The following is a 16,325-nucleotide window of genomic DNA, read 5'->3' as shown; positions in this document are numbered from 1 at the left end:
GGGAACCCCCTAAGGGGGTTGGTGAGGGAAAACCCTCGGTGCTCAGGGCGCGCGCCGCCCCGCCGCCAGCCGGACGATGTCCACCCGCGACCGGATCCCCAGCTTGCGGTAGACCCGGGTCAGGGTCGCCTCCACCGTCTTGACGCTGATGAACAGCCGCGCGGCGATCTCCCGGTTGGTCGCGCCCTCCATGACCAGCGCGGCGACCTGACGCTCCATCGACGCCAGCCCCTCCAGCACGGCCGGCGCGGGCCCCGGCGCGAGGGCCGGTTCCGGTGGCGCCGGCATCGCGGCCGCCGCCTCCACCTGCCGCAACCACGGCAGCGCCCGGCACCGCCGGAACAGCCGCGCCGCCTCGTCGTACGCCGTCGGCCCCGGCCGCCCGGGGCGCAGCCGCGCCAGCACGAACGCGGCCCGCGCCTCCTCCAGCCCGTACCCCAGCTTGGCCAGCCGGTCCTGAACCGACGTCAGCTGGGCAATCGCCCCGTCGAGTTCCCCGCGCGCCGCGCGGACCAGCGCCTCCGCCCGGTCCAGTACGGCGAGCACGCTCTCCCGGCTCAGCCGCAGCGCCTGCTCCCGGGTCACGTCGACGACGTCCTGCGCCTCCGTGATCTCCCCGATCCGCACCAGCGCCTCCGCGAGGTCGCCGTGCCAGCGTCCGCGCGCCGGGTCGGTCACACCGAGCCCCTGCTCCAGCTCCCGCACCCGGCGCAGCGACCGCACCGCGCCGGCGGCGTCCCCGGCGACCAGCTGGACATGGCCGAGGGACGCCAGGGCGCGGGACATGTAGATGTGGTCGCCGTCCTCCTCCGCGTGCTCGGCGGCCTCCCTGGCGAGCGCCAGCGCCCGCTCGACGTCGCCGCCGGAGGCCTCCGCGACGGAGGTGAGCACGGCCGACGCCACCTCGCCGATCCCGGAGTCCCGCGCCAGACGCATGCTCTCGCGGGCCAGGTCGAGGGCGCGCCCGCAGTGCCCGGAGCGCAGTTCGGTCTCGGCGAGCATCCGCAGGAAGTGCACCTCGCTCTCCACCATGCCGCGCCGCCGCGCCTCGCTGAGCAGCTTGGTGACGGTGGCGCGGGCGTCCGGCAGCTGGTCGCTCATCAGCAGCCAGCGCAGCCGGGTCGAGCCGGCCCCGTTGTGATGGCAGGCGACCTGCGGGTCCTGGGGCTCCTTCAGCGCCCGCTTGATGGTCGCCGGGGCGTCCGGGTGGCCCATCAGCGTCTCGGCCTGCGCCTGGAAGGCGAGCGCCAGCAGCTCCGTTCGCCGGTCCCCGCCCCGCGCGGCCAGCTCCGCCGCGTGCGCGGCCTCCTCGCGGCCCTCCGCGAAGTCGCCCTCCACTACCAGGCCCCGCCAGGCCAGCTGATAGTGGACCAGGGCGAGCAGCCGGGGGTCGTCGCCCGCGTCGGCCAGCGCCTGCGGGAAGACGGCGTCGACCTCCCCGAGGGCCTGCCCGGCCGCCTCGATCACCACCATCCAGGCCCGCACCCGGTCGGCCGGCACCGCCGACCGGGCCAGCACCTCCCGCGCGATGTCCCGGGCGAGGTCCACCTCGCCGGCGGTGATCGCGTCCTCCGCGGCCTGCAGCCGCCGCTCGTCGGCGCCCGGCTGCCCGTCGGCGGGGGTGTGCCGGGCGGCGAGCAGCCCCAGCGAGGCCGCCATCGACGGGGCGCCGCGGTCCCGGGCCAGCGCGGCGGCCTCGGCGAGCCGGGCCGCCACCTCGGGGTCCGTGCCGGTGGTCGCCAGCGCCAGGTGCCGGGCGCGTTCGATCGGGTCCGAGGCGGCCTCCGACAGCGCCGCGTGCGCCGCCCGCCGCTGGTGCGCGGGCGCCTCCGCGTACAGCGCGGCGGAGATCAGCGGATGCGCGAACCGTACGGCGGGGCCCTCCGAGTCGGTGGCCAGCAGCCCCAGTTCGGCGGCCCGCGCGGTCTCCGCCTCGGCGTCGGGCCGGCCGGCCGCGTGCAGCAGGGCCAGCGTGGGCCGGGCGCCCGCGCTGGCCACCAGGAGGGTGTGCCGGGCCTCGTCCGGGAGCATCTCCAGCCGGCTCAGCACCAGCGCCCGCAGCGAGGTCGGCACCGGCAGCGGCTCGCCCGGCCGGGGCGGCGTCGGGGCCTCGGCGAGGGCGCGGCCCAGCTCCAGCGCGAACAGCGGGTTGCCGCCGCTGGTGCGGTGGATGTCGCGGACCGTCGAGCGGGCCAGACCGGTGTAGCCGCGGTGGTCGAGCAGCGCGGAGACCTGGGCGCGGGAGAGCGGGCCGAGGCGCAGGGCGAGGGTGTCGGGCGGGCTGGCCCGCAGCTGCCGGTCGTACTCCTGGCCCTCGGTCCGCACCGCGCACAGCAGTTGGACGGGGGTGTCGCCGAGGCGGCGGGCGGCGAAACCGAGCAGTTCGGCGCTGGCCGGGTCCAGCCACTGCAGGTCGTCGGCGACGAGCAGGACGGGTCCGGCCGCGGCGAGTGCGCGCAGCGCCGACAGCACCGCGAGACGCAGGGCGAGGCCGTCGCGCTGGAGGCTGGACTCGCCGCGGCCGGTGAGCGCGGACTCCAGTGCGGTGCGCTGGGTGGCGGGCAGCTGGTCGGACACCTCGTCCAGGACCAGGCCGAGGAGGTCGGCGAGGGCGAGGAAGGGGAGATGGGATTCGGACTCGGTCGCGGAGCAGCGCAACACGGTCCGTACCGTCGCGCCGTATTCCGCGGCCAATGCCCGCAGCACGGTCGACTTTCCTATTCCGGCGGGCCCGTGGAGGAGCACACTGCCGCCGCGCTCCAGCTGGTCACGGGCGCCGGCGAACGGCTCCTCCCGTCCGATGACCAGGTCGGGGCGGCATCTGGCAGGCTCCTTGAAGTCCCGTCGCACGGTCACCGCTCCCCTCCGTGTGTCGTGTTCGGGCCAAATTCTAGGCGGCAAGTCATTGAAATTCGGAGGGGTGAGACGGTGAGGGAAATAACAGCCGGGTGCATGGGGAATTTCAGCGGGGGGTCAATTGCATGAAGGAGGGCGCTTCCGGCGCATCACGGACGGCTGTTACGGCCCTCACGGGCGGCACTTCGTTGCACGGTGAACGAAATCGGTCCCCACAGCGGGCGCTACGGCAGCACCCCCGCCCGCCGTGCCGCGACCACCGCCTCCCCGCGCCTGCGCACCCCCAGCTTCCGCATCGCCGAGCGCAGATAGCTCTTCACCGTCTCCGGCCGCAGCCCCAGCCGCTCCGCAGTCACCGCGTTCGTCGCCCCCGACGCCACACACGCCAGCACGTCCACCTCACGCGGCGCCAGCCGCACCGCGTCCGGCACGGTCTCCGGCGCCAGCAGCCCGCACGCCTGGAGCAGCTCCGCCCGCAGCGCCGGGTCGGCGATCCGCGGCGCCAGCGCCCGCAGCGCCGCGTGCGCCTCCCGCATCCGCTCCCGTACGGCGCCCGCCGCCGCGTCGCCGCCCGGCTCGACCCGCGCCGCGACCAGCAGACCCCGGGCCTCGTCCCGCGCCACCAGCGCCTGCTCCACGTCCCGCGCCGCCTCGACCGCCGCGTGCAGCGTCCGGTCGCCCAGCGGGTCGGCGGTGCGCAGGGCGCCGTACAGCACACCCCGCACCCGGCGCCGTACGACGACGGGCACGGCGAGCACGGACCGCAGGCCCTCCGCCGCGACCGGCACGTCGTACTCGTGGCTGATCTGCCGTGAGGCGGAGTAGTCCGCCACGGCGCACGGCCGGCCCAGCGCCACCGCCTTGCCGCCCAGCCCGTTGCCGGAGGTCACCGCGAGCGCGCTGAGCGCCGGCGTGCGCGTCCCGGTCAGCTCGGTGATGCGCATCCGCGGGCGCCCCGCCTCCACCAGCCCGCCGAAGGCCACCGGGAGGCCGGTCGTACGGCGCAGCCGCAGCAGCGCGCCCCGAATCTCCGCCGTGTCCGCTGCGTGTGCTCCCACGTGCTCGCCCTTTCCCGACCGCGTCCTGCGGCGCACACCCCCGTTAGGGGGTATTGAGATCTGCATCACGGATTACACGATGTCCGGGAGCCGCCCGGCAACGGTCCGGACAGAGGGAGAACAGATGACGACGGCGACGGCGACCGAGGACTTCCGCAGGGCGCGGGACTTCCTGCTGGCACACCGTGAGGACTACGCCACGGCGTACGAGGGGTTCGCCTGGCCCCGGCCCGAGCACTTCAACTGGGCGCTGGACTGGTTCGACGTCATCGCGGACGGCAACGACCGCACCGCGCTGCACATCGTCGAGGAGGACGGCACCGAGACCCGGCTGAGCTTCGCCGAACTGTCCGACCGCTCCGACCGGGCCGCGAACTGGCTGCGCGCGCGGGGCGTCACCGCCGGTGACCGCGTCCTCGTCATGCTCGGCAACCAGGCCGAGCTGTGGGAGACCGCGCTGGCCGCGATGAAGCTGCGCGCGGTCGTCATCCCGGCCACCCCGCTGCTCGGCCCCGCCGACCTGCGCGACCGCGTGGAGCGGGGCCGGGTCCGCCATGTGCTCGTCCGCGCCGACGACACCGGCAAGTTCGCCGAGGTGCCCGGCGGCTACACCCGGATCGCGGTGGGCGGCGCGCCGGACGGCTGGCTGCCGTACGAGGAGGCGTACTCGGCGCCGGCCGGCTTCACACCCGACGGCCCGACCCGCGCCGACGACCCGCTGATGCTCTACTTCACCTCCGGCACCACCGCCCGCCCCAAGCTGGTCGAGCACACCCACACCACGTACCCGATCGGGCACCTGGCGACCATGTACTGGATCGGCCTGAAGCCCGGCGACGTGCATCTGAACATCTCCTCGCCGGGCTGGGCCAAGCACGCCTGGTCGAACCTCTTCGCCCCGTGGAACGCCGAGGCGACCGTCTTCCTGCACAACTACACCCGCTTCGACGCGGCCCGCCTGATGGCCGAGATGGACCGGGCCGGCGTCACCACCTTCTGCGCCCCGCCCACCGTGTGGCGCATGCTCATCCAGGCGGACCTGAGCGCGCTGCGCACCCCGCCCCGCGAGGCCGTCGCCGCGGGCGAGCCGCTGAACCCCGAGGTCATCGAACAGGTGCGGCGCGCCTGGGGCGTCACCATCCGGGACGGCTTCGGCCAGACCGAGACCGCCGTACAGGTCGCCAACACCCCCGGCCAGCCGCTGAAGACGGGCTCCATGGGCCGCCCCAGCCCCGGCTACCGCGTGGAACTCCTCGACCCGGTCACCGGCGCCCCCGGCGCCCCCGAGGGCGAGATCGCCCTCGACCTGTCCGCCCGCCCGGTCGGCCTGATGACCGGCTACCACGGCGACGCCGAGCGCACGGCGGAGGTGATGTCCGGCGGCTACTACCGCACCGGCGACATCGGGGCGCGGGACGAGGACGGATACCTGACGTACATCGGGCGCAGCGACGACGTCTTCAAGGCGTCCGACTACAAGATCAGCCCGTTCGAGCTGGAGAGCGCCCTGCTGGAGCACGAGGCGGTCGCCGAGGCCGCCGTCGTGCCGGCCCCGGACGAGCTGCGCCTGGCCGTCCCCAAGGCCTACGTCGTCCTCGCGGACGGCTGGTCGCCGGGCCCCGACACCGCGAAGGTGCTGTTCGAGCACTCCCGCGAGGTCCTGGCGCCGTACAAGCGCATCCGCCGCCTGGAGTTCGCCGACCTGCCCAAGACCGTCTCCGGCAAGATCCGCCGCGTGCAGCTGCGCGAGGCCACGGCGGCCGGTTCGGACGCCGAGTACCGCGAGGAGGACTTCCGGTGAACTCGTACACCCACGGGGTGAGCGCCACCCCGCTGCTCGGCGACACCATCGGCGCGAACCTGGACCGCACGGCCGCCGCCTGGCCGGACCGGGAGGCGCTGGTCGACGTACCGTCCGGCCGCCGCTGGACGTACGCCGAGTTCGCGGCGGACGTCGACACGCTGGCGCGGGCGCTGCTCGCGAGCGGCGTCGCGAAGGGCGACCGGGTGGGCGTCTGGGCGGTCAACTGCCCGGAATGGGTCCTCGTCCAGTACGCCACGGCGCGCATCGGCGCGATCATGGTGAACATCAACCCGGCGTACCGCACCCACGAGGTGGAGTACGTCCTGAAGCAGTCCGGCGTCTCGCTGCTCTTCGCCTCGCTCAGCCACAAGACCAGCGACTACCAGGCGATGGTCGAGCAGGTGCGCGGCGACTGCCCGCTGCTGCGGGAGGCCGTGTACTTCGGCGACCCGAGCTGGGAGGCGCTGCTGGGCCGGGCCACGCCCGACGCGCGCCCCGAGGAACTGTCCTGCGACGACCCCATCAACATCCAGTACACGTCGGGCACGACGGGCTTCCCCAAGGGCGCCACCCTCTCCCACCACAACATCCTCAACAACGGCTACTTCGTGGGCGAGTCGATCGGCTACGGCGAGGGGGACCGGGTCTGCGTGCCCGTGCCCTTCTACCACTGCTTCGGCATGGTCATGGGCAACCTGGCGGCCACCTCCCACGGCGCCTGCATCGTCATCCCCGCCCCCTCCTTCGACCCGAAGGCCACCCTGGAGGCGGTGCAGCAGGAGCGCTGCACCTCCCTGTACGGCGTCCCGACGATGTTCATCGCGGAGCTGAACCTCCCCGACTTCGCGAGCTACGACCTCTCCTCCCTGCGCACGGGCATCATGGCGGGCTCGCCCTGCCCGGTCGAGGTGATGAAGCGGGTGGTCGCCGAGATGCACATGGCGGAGGTCTCCATCTGCTACGGCATGACCGAGACGTCCCCGGTGTCGCTGCAGACCCGCATGGACGACGACCTGGAGCACCGCACGGGCACGGTCGGCCGGGCCCTGCCGCACATCGAGGTGAAGATCGTCGACCCGGCGACCGGCGTGACCCGGCCGCGCGGCACCGCGGGCGAGCTGTGCACCCGCGGCTACAGCGTGATGCTCGGCTACTGGAACGAGCCCGAGAAGACCGCCGAGGCCGTCGACGCCGGCCGCTGGATGCACACCGGGGACCTCGCGCTGATGCGGGACGACGGCTACGTCGAGATCGTCGGCCGCATCAAGGACATGATCATCCGGGGCGGCGAGAACATCTACCCTCGCGAGATCGAGGAGTTCCTGTACGGCCACCCGAAGATCGCCGACGTCCAGGTGATCGGCGTACCCCACGAGCACTACGGCGAGGAGGTACTGGCCTGCGTCATCCCACGCGATCCGGCCGACCCCCCGACCCTGGACGAGCTGCGGGCGTACTGCGACGGCCGGCTGGCCCACTACAAGATCCCGACCGGCCTCCGCGTCCTGGACACCTTCCCGATGACGGTGTCCGGAAAGGTGCGCAAGGTCGAACTGCGCGAGCGGTACGGCGCCTGACGGACCCCCGGGCGTTCGATCACGACGGGCCACGGCCCGTAAGATCGGACGCCCATGGGGGGTGGACATGGTCAGACGGCGGGCCGGTACGACGCCCACACTGGAACAGGTGGCCGCACTCGCCGGCGTCGGGCGGGGCACGGTCTCCCGCGTCGTCAACAACGAGGCGGGCGTCAAGGAGTCGACGCGCCGCGCCGTGCAGCGGGCCATCGCCGAACTCGGCTACGTGCCCAACCTGGCGGCACGGTCGCTCGCCGGGCGGCGGGCCGACGCCGTGGCACTGGTGATGACGGAACGCGACTGGCGGCTGTTCGGCGAGCCGTTCTTCTCCGAGACGGTCACCGCCGTCGGTGACGCGCTGACCGACACCTCCGTACAACTCCTGCTCACCCTGGTCCGCACGGACGCCGAACGGCAGCGCTTCGTCGAGTACGCGCGCGGCGGCCGCGTCGACGGCGTCCTGCTGATGTCCGTACGCGCCGAGGACCGGCTGCCCGACATGCTCGCCGACGCCGGCCTGCCCACCGTGCTGCTCGGCCGCCGCTCCGGTGACGAGCGGGTCACCTACGTCGACGCCGACAACGTGGGCGGCGCCCGCGACGCCGTCGCCCACCTGCTGCGCGGCGGCCGGCGGTCCATCGCCGCCATCACCGGCCCGCTCGGCATGTACGTCGCCCAGTGCCGTCTGCGCGGCTACCACCAGGCCCTCGCCGACGCCGGCCTGCCCGCCGACGCCTCCTGGACCGTCGAGGGCGACTTCACCGAGGCGAGCGGACGCCGGGCGATGACCGAACTCCTCCGCCGGCACCCGCACGTCGACGCCGTCCTCGCCGCCTCCGACACCATGGCCGCCGGAGCCCTCGCCGTCCTCCGCACGGCAGGCCGCCGCGTCCCCGACGACGTCGCCGTCATCGGCTTCGACGACTTCCAACTCGCCCAGCACACCGACCCACCCCTGACCACCGTCCGCCAGCCACTGGAGGAGATCGGCCACACGCTGGTGCGACTGCTGCTGGAGGAGATGGAACAGCCGGAGGTGGCCTGGCGGCATGTGATCCTGCGGACGCGGTTGGTGGTGCGGGAGTCGGCGTGACGGGCCACGACAAGGGCAGAGGCCCGGGAGCTGGCCGTCCGCTGGGCCGACGACGTCGAGCCGCGCATGTCCCGGGCGACGCCGGCCGAGCTGAGCGCGTGGGGCTGGCTCCTGCTGCGCGTATCGGCGGCCGCCATCCGTGACAACCGCCCCGGTGAGGCCGAGGACGCGCTGCGGCTCGCGAAGTCCGCGGCGGTGGCGCTCGGGCGCGACTGCACACCCGAGGGTGACTTCCCGCGCACCTTCGGGCCGATCACGGTCGAACTGAAGCGTACGGAGAACGCGATGGTCGCGGGGCGGCCGGACAAGGTGCTCTCCCTCGCCTCGCGCATCCCCGCCGACAGCCTCAAGCCGACGTCGAACAACCGGAACAGGCACCTGCTCGATGTCGCGAGCGCGCACACGCAGCTGCGGCAGTACGCCGAGGCCGTCGACGTCTTCCACCGGATCCGGGCCGGCTCGTCGGAGTGGCTGCCCAACCAGCGGTACGCCCGTGACATCCTCGACCGCATCGTGAGCAGACGGCGGACACTGACGCCGGAGATGCGCGAGCTCGCCGATCACGTGGGGCTGCCCGTGTGACTCCGTGTGGCACTTGCGCCCGGCGAACCGTCAAAGTGCCATCGACGCGGCCGAAAGGGCACGCGTTGCTGGGTCACAACAGCGTGCGACTCTTCAGCAGGGACTTTGAACCGGTCGTAGGCGACGGACGCTTCGCCGTGCTTGATCAGGCGGTCAGACCAAGCACGTCACGGCACCTGTGAGCGCGTCGTAGTGGTCGCACAGGGCCACCGTTGAACGGGCGAGCCGCGTCGCGCGCGCGACCTCGCCCTTCAGATCCGCTGCCCCGGGTTCCAGCAGGCGGCGGCGTGCCTCGCCGGCACCGGCCAGCGCCAACTGGGCGGGCCGGCTCTCCGGACCGTGCGGACCGGTCCGGACGCGTTCACACCCGCTGCACCGGCACCCTGCGCAGACGCTGACCGTCGGCGTCGGAGACCACGCCGTACACACGCGGGTCCAGAGTGCAGCGCAGGTCACCGAGGCGCCGCCGCAAGCCGCAGCAGCTGGTCGCAGAGCACGCCCGGCGACCCGGACGTGACACACAACCGCACGTCCCCGTCGGCGCGGACGACCGCCAGGCCGGGCTGCGGGTTCATGCCCGCGGGGGGATCATCCGGCGCGAGCTTCACGGACCCGCCCCGGTCGTCCAGCGACCAGCTTCCGGCGCCGGTGAACTCCCCGCCCGGCGACGTCCTGACCGGCAGGTCGACCGCCGAGAACCGCCCGTCGGCGGCGAACTCCACCTGGCCGCCGGCGTCGTCCTCCAGTTCCCAGGTACCGAGCACCGAGGAACGGGAGGGGACGACAGCGAGCCGGGGCTTGGAGTCCTGGACGTCGATGAGTCGCCAGGCGGCCGCGGCGAGAAGCGCGGCGGTCAGAGCCACCAGCACCACGCGACGACGCCATCGCGTCGGCCGTTTCTCTCTCCCGCTCACCGCACGGACCCCCGCAGCACGCCTGATCACGAACGACGACAGTGTGACGCATGGCGCGACGTGCGTCCGCGCGCGTCACCGCGCCCTCCGTATGTCACATCGTGGTGAGGTGTCTCGTCCTGGATGCGGAGCCGCCGTATGCCGTCACGTGCGGCCGATTCGAGGAGGAGCGCATGTCGACAGACCAGGTGGCCCGGAACAAGGCGGTGTTCAGCCGTCTGCACGACGCCATGAACAGCGGCGACGCGGAGGCCGTCGCCAAGACCATCGACGAGGTCGTCGCCCCGGACCTGCTGTTCCACGCGCCCGTGCCGATGGGCGCGACGGGGGCGCAGGCGCTCAAACGGGTGTGGGTGGTGCTGCTTCGCGCGTTCCCCGATCTCCGTGTCGAGGTGGAGGATTTGATCGCCGAGGGGGACAAGGTCGTGGTCAGGAACACGGTCACCGGGACCCACCAGGGCGAGTACAGAGGGCTCCCGCCGACAGGCGCATCGGTCCGGTATGACGAGATCTTCGTCTTCCGCTTCACTGGCGGCCGGATCGCCGAGATCTGGGGCGTCGTGGACGTGCTCTCGCAGTTGCGGCAGCTCGGCGTGATCAACGACGGTCCCTCTTGAACTTGCCCCCCTGACGCCTCGCCTGCGTCCAGCCGTTTCCCTTCAGCGCGGGAGGCGCCCCGCACCTCCGCCACGGGTAGCGGACGAGCGGGGCGATCTTCCGTGCGCCGGTGTCCTGGACGAGGTCTCCGAGGCGGGGCTGGTAGGTCACCACCAGCGCTCACCCCCGAGGGGGCCCGCCTGGGCGCTCGCGTGGATGTCCGTTCCCAGGCGAGCCACGTAGGGCCGGACAAGGACGCCCGCGTGCTCCCACGGTGCCTGTGCGGATGAGGCGCGTCGCTTCCGTCTGACGGGCGGGGGCAGGGGACAGCACGGGGAGTGTGTTGGTGCGGCGGTGCCGCCCCGGGGCCCGCGGTCCGCCCCCGGACCGTTCGCGCGGTCGCGGGGGTCTTTCGGAGCTGCCGACGCTACGGGCAGTCAACGCCCTTGAGGGGTAGACCTGTTGCCCCCAGACGTGAGGGTAGGTTTTCTACCCCTACGCGATCACACGGGCACTCCCAGATCTCGCGCCAAGCCAAGTGCGTCGTCGCGGACCATGCGCGGTCCCGACTTCACCAGCTCCGGCAGGACGCCGCGGGTGTGCAGGTTGTACTGGATCGTCTCCGGCGACTCCTCGTAGGCCTTCTTGAGCAGGGAGACGGCCGCCACGCGCTTGCCGGCCATGCCGTAGGCGCGGGCTGTCTCGATCAGGTGGTACGAGCGGCGGGTTGCCGACGGGATCCGGTCAAGGTCCAGAGAGTCCGCGATCTGGAGGGCCTTGCCCGGCTGCACGAGATCGTTGTGCATGGTGATGGCGTAGCCGTCGACGATGCCCCGCCCGAACATGAGCCAGGGATGCGAGTAGCCGTCTCCGAGCCGGCGGGCGGCGGCGTCGGCCTTGTCCCAATACCTCCAAGCGTCCCCGGCCTGCCCGGTCTTGGCGTACGACAGGGCTACCGCCAGGTGGAGCAGGCCGAGGCGGGCGATGTGCTCCGGGTCGTCCTGGTCCGGCAGCAGCGCGGCAGCCTGTTCGGCCGGCTCGACGCGTGCTTCCGAGGCTTCTCCGGCGTCCCGGTGGACGTGGTTGACGTACCAGGCGGCCGCGGCGATCGCGCGCGGGCTGTCCGCGTCCTGTGCCGCCGTCATGGCCCGGTCTCCCGTGAGCATCACCAACTCCGGGGCGGGCTGGAAGGAGAGGAACAACTGGGTCAGGTGGTAGGTCTCGGCGAGCGCGACGAGGGCGCGCCGGCGGTCGGCCCCCTCGAGCGAGCGCGTGGCGTGTGGGTGTCGGCGAGGGCAGGAGAGCGGCGATGCGGGACCGGTTGCCCTCGACGGTGTGACCCGGGCCCGAACGGCGGTCACGGGCATGCCACAGCTTCCAGGCCTGCCGCAGGCGTGCGGCGAGTACGTCGGCGGGCTCCGGCTCCCGGTCGGCGGACGCGAGTCGGTAGGTCGTCAGCGAGCGCTTGATGACGGGCAGGGCGCCGTGCTGGGCCGGTCTCGATCGCCTTGACCCACTCGGTGGACTGCTCCATGAGTCCCGCGACGACAGCCCTGGTCTACCCGGTTCGTTCGCGAGCGCGTTGGACACGCTGACCGAATGTCGATGTAGCTGGAACGTCGTTGTGCGCGGGCATCCTTGACTCCGTTCTGCTTCGACACCGGAGCGGTACCGGGAGCGGCTGGGGCTGCAGAGACGCCAGGCTGCCGTATCCCCGACCGCTCCCGTCCCCCCGATCTCCTCGTAGAGGGAACTGGACGATCCGTCGCGCTTGCGTTCGGCTCTCGCAACTTTCGGGAGCGCTCCCAACTCCTTCGATCTTCAAGCTCGTTGATCGATCCGCCCAAGCGTCACCCACCCGACCTGCGTCTTCGAAATCCATTCGACGGATTCGCGCGCGCAGGGTTGTCAGGGACATGGACGGCTCCTACAGTCGCGTCCGAAACCGGTGGGGTGGGAGCGCTCCCATCAGTGGGGAGGTGGGAGCGCTCCCGAAAAACAGAAGACCGCCAGTTCCCTTCCAGAGAGGCCCCCGCATGCGATCGTCACCGCACCGCCTCCGCACCGTCCGCGCCCTTCTCGGCGCGCTGTTCACCGCGCTCGCCACCCTGGCGGCACTCGTCGCCGCCGGAGCGCCGGCCCAGGCCGACACCACGATCTGCGAGCAGTACGGATCGACCGTGATCCAGGGACGCTACGTCGTCCAGAACAACCGCTGGGGCACCAGCGCCACGCAGTGCGTCACCGCCACCGACACCGGCTTCCGGGTCGCCCAGGCCGACGGGTCGGTGCCCACCAACGGGGCGCCGAAGTCGTACCCCTCGGTCTTCAACGGCTGCCACTACACGAACTGTTCGCCCGGCACCAAGCTCCCGGCGCGGCTCAGCACCATCTCGAGCGCGCCCAGCAGCATCTCGTACGGTTTCGTGTCCAACGCGGTGTTCAACGCGTCGTACGACATCTGGCTGGACCCGACGCCCCGCACCGACGGCGTCAACCGGACCGAGATCATGATCTGGTTCAACCGGGTCGGTCCGATCCAGCCGATCGGTGCGCCGACCGGTACCGCCACCGTCGGCGGTCGCACCTGGGAGGTGTGGACCGGCAGCAACGGCTCCAACGACGTGATCTCCTTCGTCGCCCCGTCGGCGATCGGCAGCTGGAGCTTCGACGTCATGGACTTCGTCGACCAGACCGTCGCCCGTGGCATGGCCCAGAGCAACTGGTACCTGACGAGTGTTCAGGCCGGGTTCGAGCCGTGGCAGAACGGGGCCGGGCTGAGCGTGAACTCCTTCTCCTCGGCCGTGAACATCGGCGGCACCGACCCCGGTGACCCGGGCGACCCGGGCGATCCCGCGGCGGCGTGCGAGGTGTCGTACGGCGCCAACGTCTGGCAGGGCGGCTTCACCGCCGACGTCACCGTCCGCAACACCGGTTCGACCGCCGTCGACGGCTGGCAGCTCGGCTTCACGCTGCCGTCCGGGCAGCGGATCGCCACCGCCTGGAACGCGACCGTGTCCGGGTCCTCGGGCGCCGTCACGGTGAGCCCCGCCGCGCACAACGCGCGGATCGCGGCGGGCGGCACCCAGACCTTCGGGTTCCAGGGCACCTACGGTGGCAGCTTCGCCGAACCCGCCGGCTTCACCCTGAACGGCACCGCCTGCACCGTCGCCTGATCCGGGCTCGCCTGATCCGGCTTCGCCTATCTCGGCTTCGCCTGATCCGGCATCGTCCGATCCGGCTTCCTCCGATCCGGCGGTTCGTTCGCCGCACCGGCCCGTTCCGGGGCCCGCCCGCCTTCCCCGCGCCGACAGGGGGCCGGGCCCCGGGGCGCACCTTCCCCGCCCCTCCGGCCCGCACCCGGAAAGGCCCCCGCCCATGAGCCCGCGCCCCGCACCCTCCGCCCGCCGTCCCGCGATCGTCGCAGCGCTGTGTGCCGTGGCCCTCGCGGTGACCGCGCTGACCGCCGCCGCCCCGCCCGAGGGCGCCGCCGTCCCCGCCGCCGTCCTGCCGTACCAGGACCCCTCCCTGCCGGTGCCGGAGCGGGTCGACGACCTGCTGGGCCGGATGACGCTCGACGACAAGCTCGGCCAGATGACGCAGGTCGAGAAGGACGCCCTGGTCCCGCGGTCCGACCTGGCCGCTTACCGCATCGGCTCGGTGCTCTCCGGCGGCGATTCCACGGTCAGCCCCAACAACGCCCGGACCTGGGCCGACACCTACGACTCCCTGCAGCGCACCGCCCTGACCACGCCGCTCGGCATCCCGGTGATCTACGGCATCGACGCGGTGCACGGGCACAACGCGGTGCGGGGCGCGACGATCTTCCCGCACAACATCGGTCTCGGCGCCACCCGTGACCCCGCCCTGGTGGAGCGCGTCGGGCGCGCGGTGGCCGAGGAGGTGGCGGGCACCGGCATCGACTGGTCCTTCGCGCCGTGCCTGTGCGTGGCCCGCGACGACCGGTGGGGCCGCACCTACGAGTCGTTCGGCGAGACCCCCGAACTGCCCACCGCGATGACCTCGTTCATCACCGGCATGCAGGGCGACACGCTGGGCGCCGGCCCGGCCTCCGTGCTCACCACCGCCAAGCACTACATCGGCGACGGCGGCACCAGCGGCGGCACCGACCAGGGGGACACCCGGATCTCCGAGGCCGAGCTGCGCGCCGTCCACCTGCCGCCGTTCCGGGAGGCGGTCCGGCGCGGCGTGGGCTCGGTGATGCTCTCCTACAGCAGCTGGAACGGGGTGCGCTCGCACGCCCACGAGTACCTGGTCACCGACGTCCTCAAGGGCGAGCTGGGCTTCACCGGCTTCGTCGTGTCCGACTGGGCGGCGGTCGACCAGCTCGACGGGCAGAGCGGCTTCACCGGCGCCGAGATCGCCACCGCCGTCAACGCGGGCGTCGACATGGTGATGGTCCCGCACGACTACAAGAGGTTCCTGAGCCTGCTGCGCGCCGAGGTCACCGCGGGCCGTGTGCCGCTCGCCCGGATCGACGACGCCAACCGCCGCATCCTGGCGAAGAAGTTCCGACTCGGGCTGTTCGAGCGGCCCTTGACCGACCGCTCGTACACCTCCACGGTCGGTTCGGCGGCGCACCGGGCCCTCGCGCGGGAGGCGGTGCGCGCCTCGCAGGTGCTGCTGAAGAACGACGGCGGCGTCCTCCCGCTGCCGAAGACGGGGAAGCTGTTCGTCGCCGGGAAGTCCGCCGACGACATCGGCAACCAGAGCGGCGGCTGGACCCTCGGCTGGCAGGGCCGCAGCGGGCCCGTCACCGAGGGCACCACCGTCCTCCAGGGCATCCGCGCCGCCGTCACCGACCCGTCCCGGGTCACCTACGACCGCTACGGCAACGGTATCGACGGCAGCTACACGGCCGCCGTGGCCGTCGTCGGCGAGACCCCGTACGCCGAGATGCGCGGCGACCGGCCCGACGGCCTCGGCCTCGACCAGGAGGACCTGCAGACGCTGGCCCGGCTGAAGGCGAGCGGCGTGCCCGTCGTGGTGGTGCTGGTCTCCGGCCGTCCCCTCGACATCGCCGACCGGCTGCCCGACTGGCGGGCGCTGCTGGCGGCCTGGCTGCCCGGCACCGAGGGCGGCGGGGTGGCGGACGTGCTGTTCGGCGACCACGCGCCGACCGGCAAGCTGCCCATGACGTGGATGCGCGCCGCCGCCCAGCAGCCGATCAACGACGGCGACGGCAAGAGCCCGCTCTTCCCGTACGGCCACGGCCTGACCTACGACACCGACCCGGACCCGGATCCCGATCCCGACCCGGACCCTGATCCGGACCCCGAGCCCGGTCCGGCGAAGGCCTGCACCGCCGGCCTCCGGCTCGTCAACTCCTGGCCCGGCGGCCACCAGGCGGAGGTCACCGTCAAGAACACCGGCACCGGCCCGGTCACGGGCTGGACGGTCGACTGGGACCTCGGCGGCGCGACCGTCGGCAGTCTCTGGAACGGCACCCACACGGTCGCCGACGGCCGCGTCACCGTACGCAACACCACCTCCAACGGCACCCTCTCCGCCGGTGCCACGACATCGTTCGGCTTCACCGCGAGCGGCCCCGCGGGCGCGCCCGCCCCGCGCTGCACCGCCGCGTGACCCGCCCCAGGGAGGAGACAGCACATGACTGACCGGACCCGACGCGGGGCCGCCCGGCCGCGCCGACCGCATCGCAGGCGGGCCGCCGCGCTGGCCACCGTCGTGACCACCCTGCTGCTCGGGGCGGCGGCTCAGCTGTCCGCGGGCGAGGCGCCCGCCGCGGAGACGGACGTGTCCAGGACGTGGAGCGCGCCGGCCGACTGATCCGCGTACACCCCCACACACTCCCTCGCCCGT

General features: G+C 72.9%; 13 protein-coding genes. 8 read left to right on the top strand and 5 right to left on the bottom strand.

Annotated elements, in window-relative coordinates; translation table 11 throughout:
* Positions 1–42: 42 nt before the first annotated feature.
* Both AMK31_RS04450 and AMK31_RS04445 read right to left on the bottom strand, forming a co-directional pair.
* The gene (locus tag AMK31_RS04450; protein ID WP_073939043.1) at positions 43–2,856 is read right to left on the bottom strand and encodes a helix-turn-helix transcriptional regulator; all 2,814 of its coding nucleotides are present in this window, start codon (positions 2,854–2,856) and stop codon (positions 43–45) included.
* A gap of 224 nt (positions 2,857–3,080) precedes the next feature.
* Positions 3,081–3,914 carry a helix-turn-helix transcriptional regulator gene (locus AMK31_RS04445; RefSeq protein WP_073939042.1) on the bottom strand — a complete coding sequence of 278 codons (834 nt, stop codon included), beginning with the start codon at positions 3,912–3,914 and terminating at the stop codon, positions 3,081–3,083.
* 124 nt (positions 3,915–4,038) lie between these two features.
* On the opposite strand from AMK31_RS04445, the gene AMK31_RS04440 reads away from it, so the two are divergent.
* The 4 genes from AMK31_RS04440 (at position 4,039) to AMK31_RS04425 (ending at position 8,970) form a co-directional block, all read left to right on the top strand.
* A complete protein-coding gene (locus AMK31_RS04440) occupies positions 4,039–5,715 on the top strand; it encodes an AMP-binding protein (protein ID WP_073939041.1) in 1,677 nt (558 codons plus the stop codon).
* The gene (locus AMK31_RS04435) at positions 5,712–7,295 is read left to right on the top strand and encodes an AMP-binding protein (protein ID WP_073939040.1); all 1,584 of its coding nucleotides are present in this window, start codon (positions 5,712–5,714) and stop codon (positions 7,293–7,295) included. Before AMK31_RS04440 ends, AMK31_RS04435 begins: the two co-directional genes overlap by 4 nt.
* A 67-nt stretch (positions 7,296–7,362) precedes the next feature.
* Positions 7,363–8,388 (top strand): LacI family DNA-binding transcriptional regulator, encoded by a 1,026-nt coding sequence (locus tag AMK31_RS04430; protein WP_073939534.1) that lies wholly within the window; start codon positions 7,363–7,365, stop codon positions 8,386–8,388.
* A gap of 66 nt (positions 8,389–8,454) precedes the next feature.
* Positions 8,455–8,970 carry a hypothetical protein gene (locus AMK31_RS04425; RefSeq protein ID WP_241842530.1) on the top strand — a complete coding sequence of 172 codons (516 nt, stop codon included), beginning with the start codon at positions 8,455–8,457 and terminating at the stop codon, positions 8,968–8,970.
* 153 nt (positions 8,971–9,123) lie between these two features.
* Here the strand turns inward: AMK31_RS04425 and AMK31_RS41280 are convergent, their stop codons facing one another.
* Both AMK31_RS41280 and AMK31_RS04420 read right to left on the bottom strand, forming a co-directional pair.
* Positions 9,124–9,399 (bottom strand): DUF6415 family natural product biosynthesis protein, encoded by a 276-nt coding sequence (locus tag AMK31_RS41280; protein ID WP_241842529.1) that lies wholly within the window; start codon positions 9,397–9,399, stop codon positions 9,124–9,126.
* A gap of 23 nt (positions 9,400–9,422) precedes the next feature.
* Entirely contained in the window at positions 9,423–9,842 is a 420-nt protein-coding gene (locus AMK31_RS04420) for a hypothetical protein (RefSeq protein ID WP_073939039.1), read from the bottom strand.
* Positions 9,843–10,057: 215 nt separating this feature from the next.
* Between AMK31_RS04420 and AMK31_RS04415 the strand changes: the two genes are divergently transcribed.
* Positions 10,058–10,501: an ester cyclase gene (locus tag AMK31_RS04415; protein WP_073939533.1), complete on the top strand. Its 444-nt coding sequence runs from the start codon at positions 10,058–10,060 to the stop codon at positions 10,499–10,501.
* A gap of 483 nt (positions 10,502–10,984) precedes the next feature.
* On the opposite strand, the gene AMK31_RS41275 is transcribed toward AMK31_RS04415, so the two are convergent.
* The gene (locus AMK31_RS41275; RefSeq protein WP_241842528.1) at positions 10,985–11,626 is read right to left on the bottom strand and encodes a hypothetical protein; all 642 of its coding nucleotides are present in this window, start codon (positions 11,624–11,626) and stop codon (positions 10,985–10,987) included.
* Between the two features lie 891 nt (positions 11,627–12,517).
* On the opposite strand from AMK31_RS41275, the gene AMK31_RS04405 reads away from it, so the two are divergent.
* The 3 genes from AMK31_RS04405 to AMK31_RS04395 all read left to right on the top strand — a co-directional run bounded on the left by AMK31_RS04405 (position 12,518) and on the right by AMK31_RS04395 (position 16,292).
* Positions 12,518–13,657, top strand: a complete 1,140-nt coding sequence (locus AMK31_RS04405; protein WP_073939038.1) for a GH12 family glycosyl hydrolase domain-containing protein — start codon at positions 12,518–12,520, stop codon at positions 13,655–13,657.
* Positions 13,658–13,859: 202 nt separating this feature from the next.
* The gene (locus tag AMK31_RS04400; RefSeq protein ID WP_073939037.1) at positions 13,860–16,088 is read left to right on the top strand and encodes a glycoside hydrolase family 3 N-terminal domain-containing protein; all 2,229 of its coding nucleotides are present in this window, start codon (positions 13,860–13,862) and stop codon (positions 16,086–16,088) included.
* Positions 16,089–16,112: 24 nt separating this feature from the next.
* On the top strand, positions 16,113–16,292 hold the full coding sequence (locus AMK31_RS04395) for a hypothetical protein (RefSeq protein ID WP_073939036.1): 180 nt from the start codon (positions 16,113–16,115) through the stop codon (positions 16,290–16,292).
* Positions 16,293–16,325 lie beyond the last annotated feature (33 nt).

It is taken from the genome of Streptomyces sp. TSRI0107, assembly GCF_001905845.1.
Classification (GTDB): Bacteria; Actinomycetota; Actinomycetes; order Streptomycetales; family Streptomycetaceae; genus Streptomyces.
Note: the sequence above shows the minus strand (reverse complement) of the source record. Positions and strands in the feature narration are given on the sequence as shown.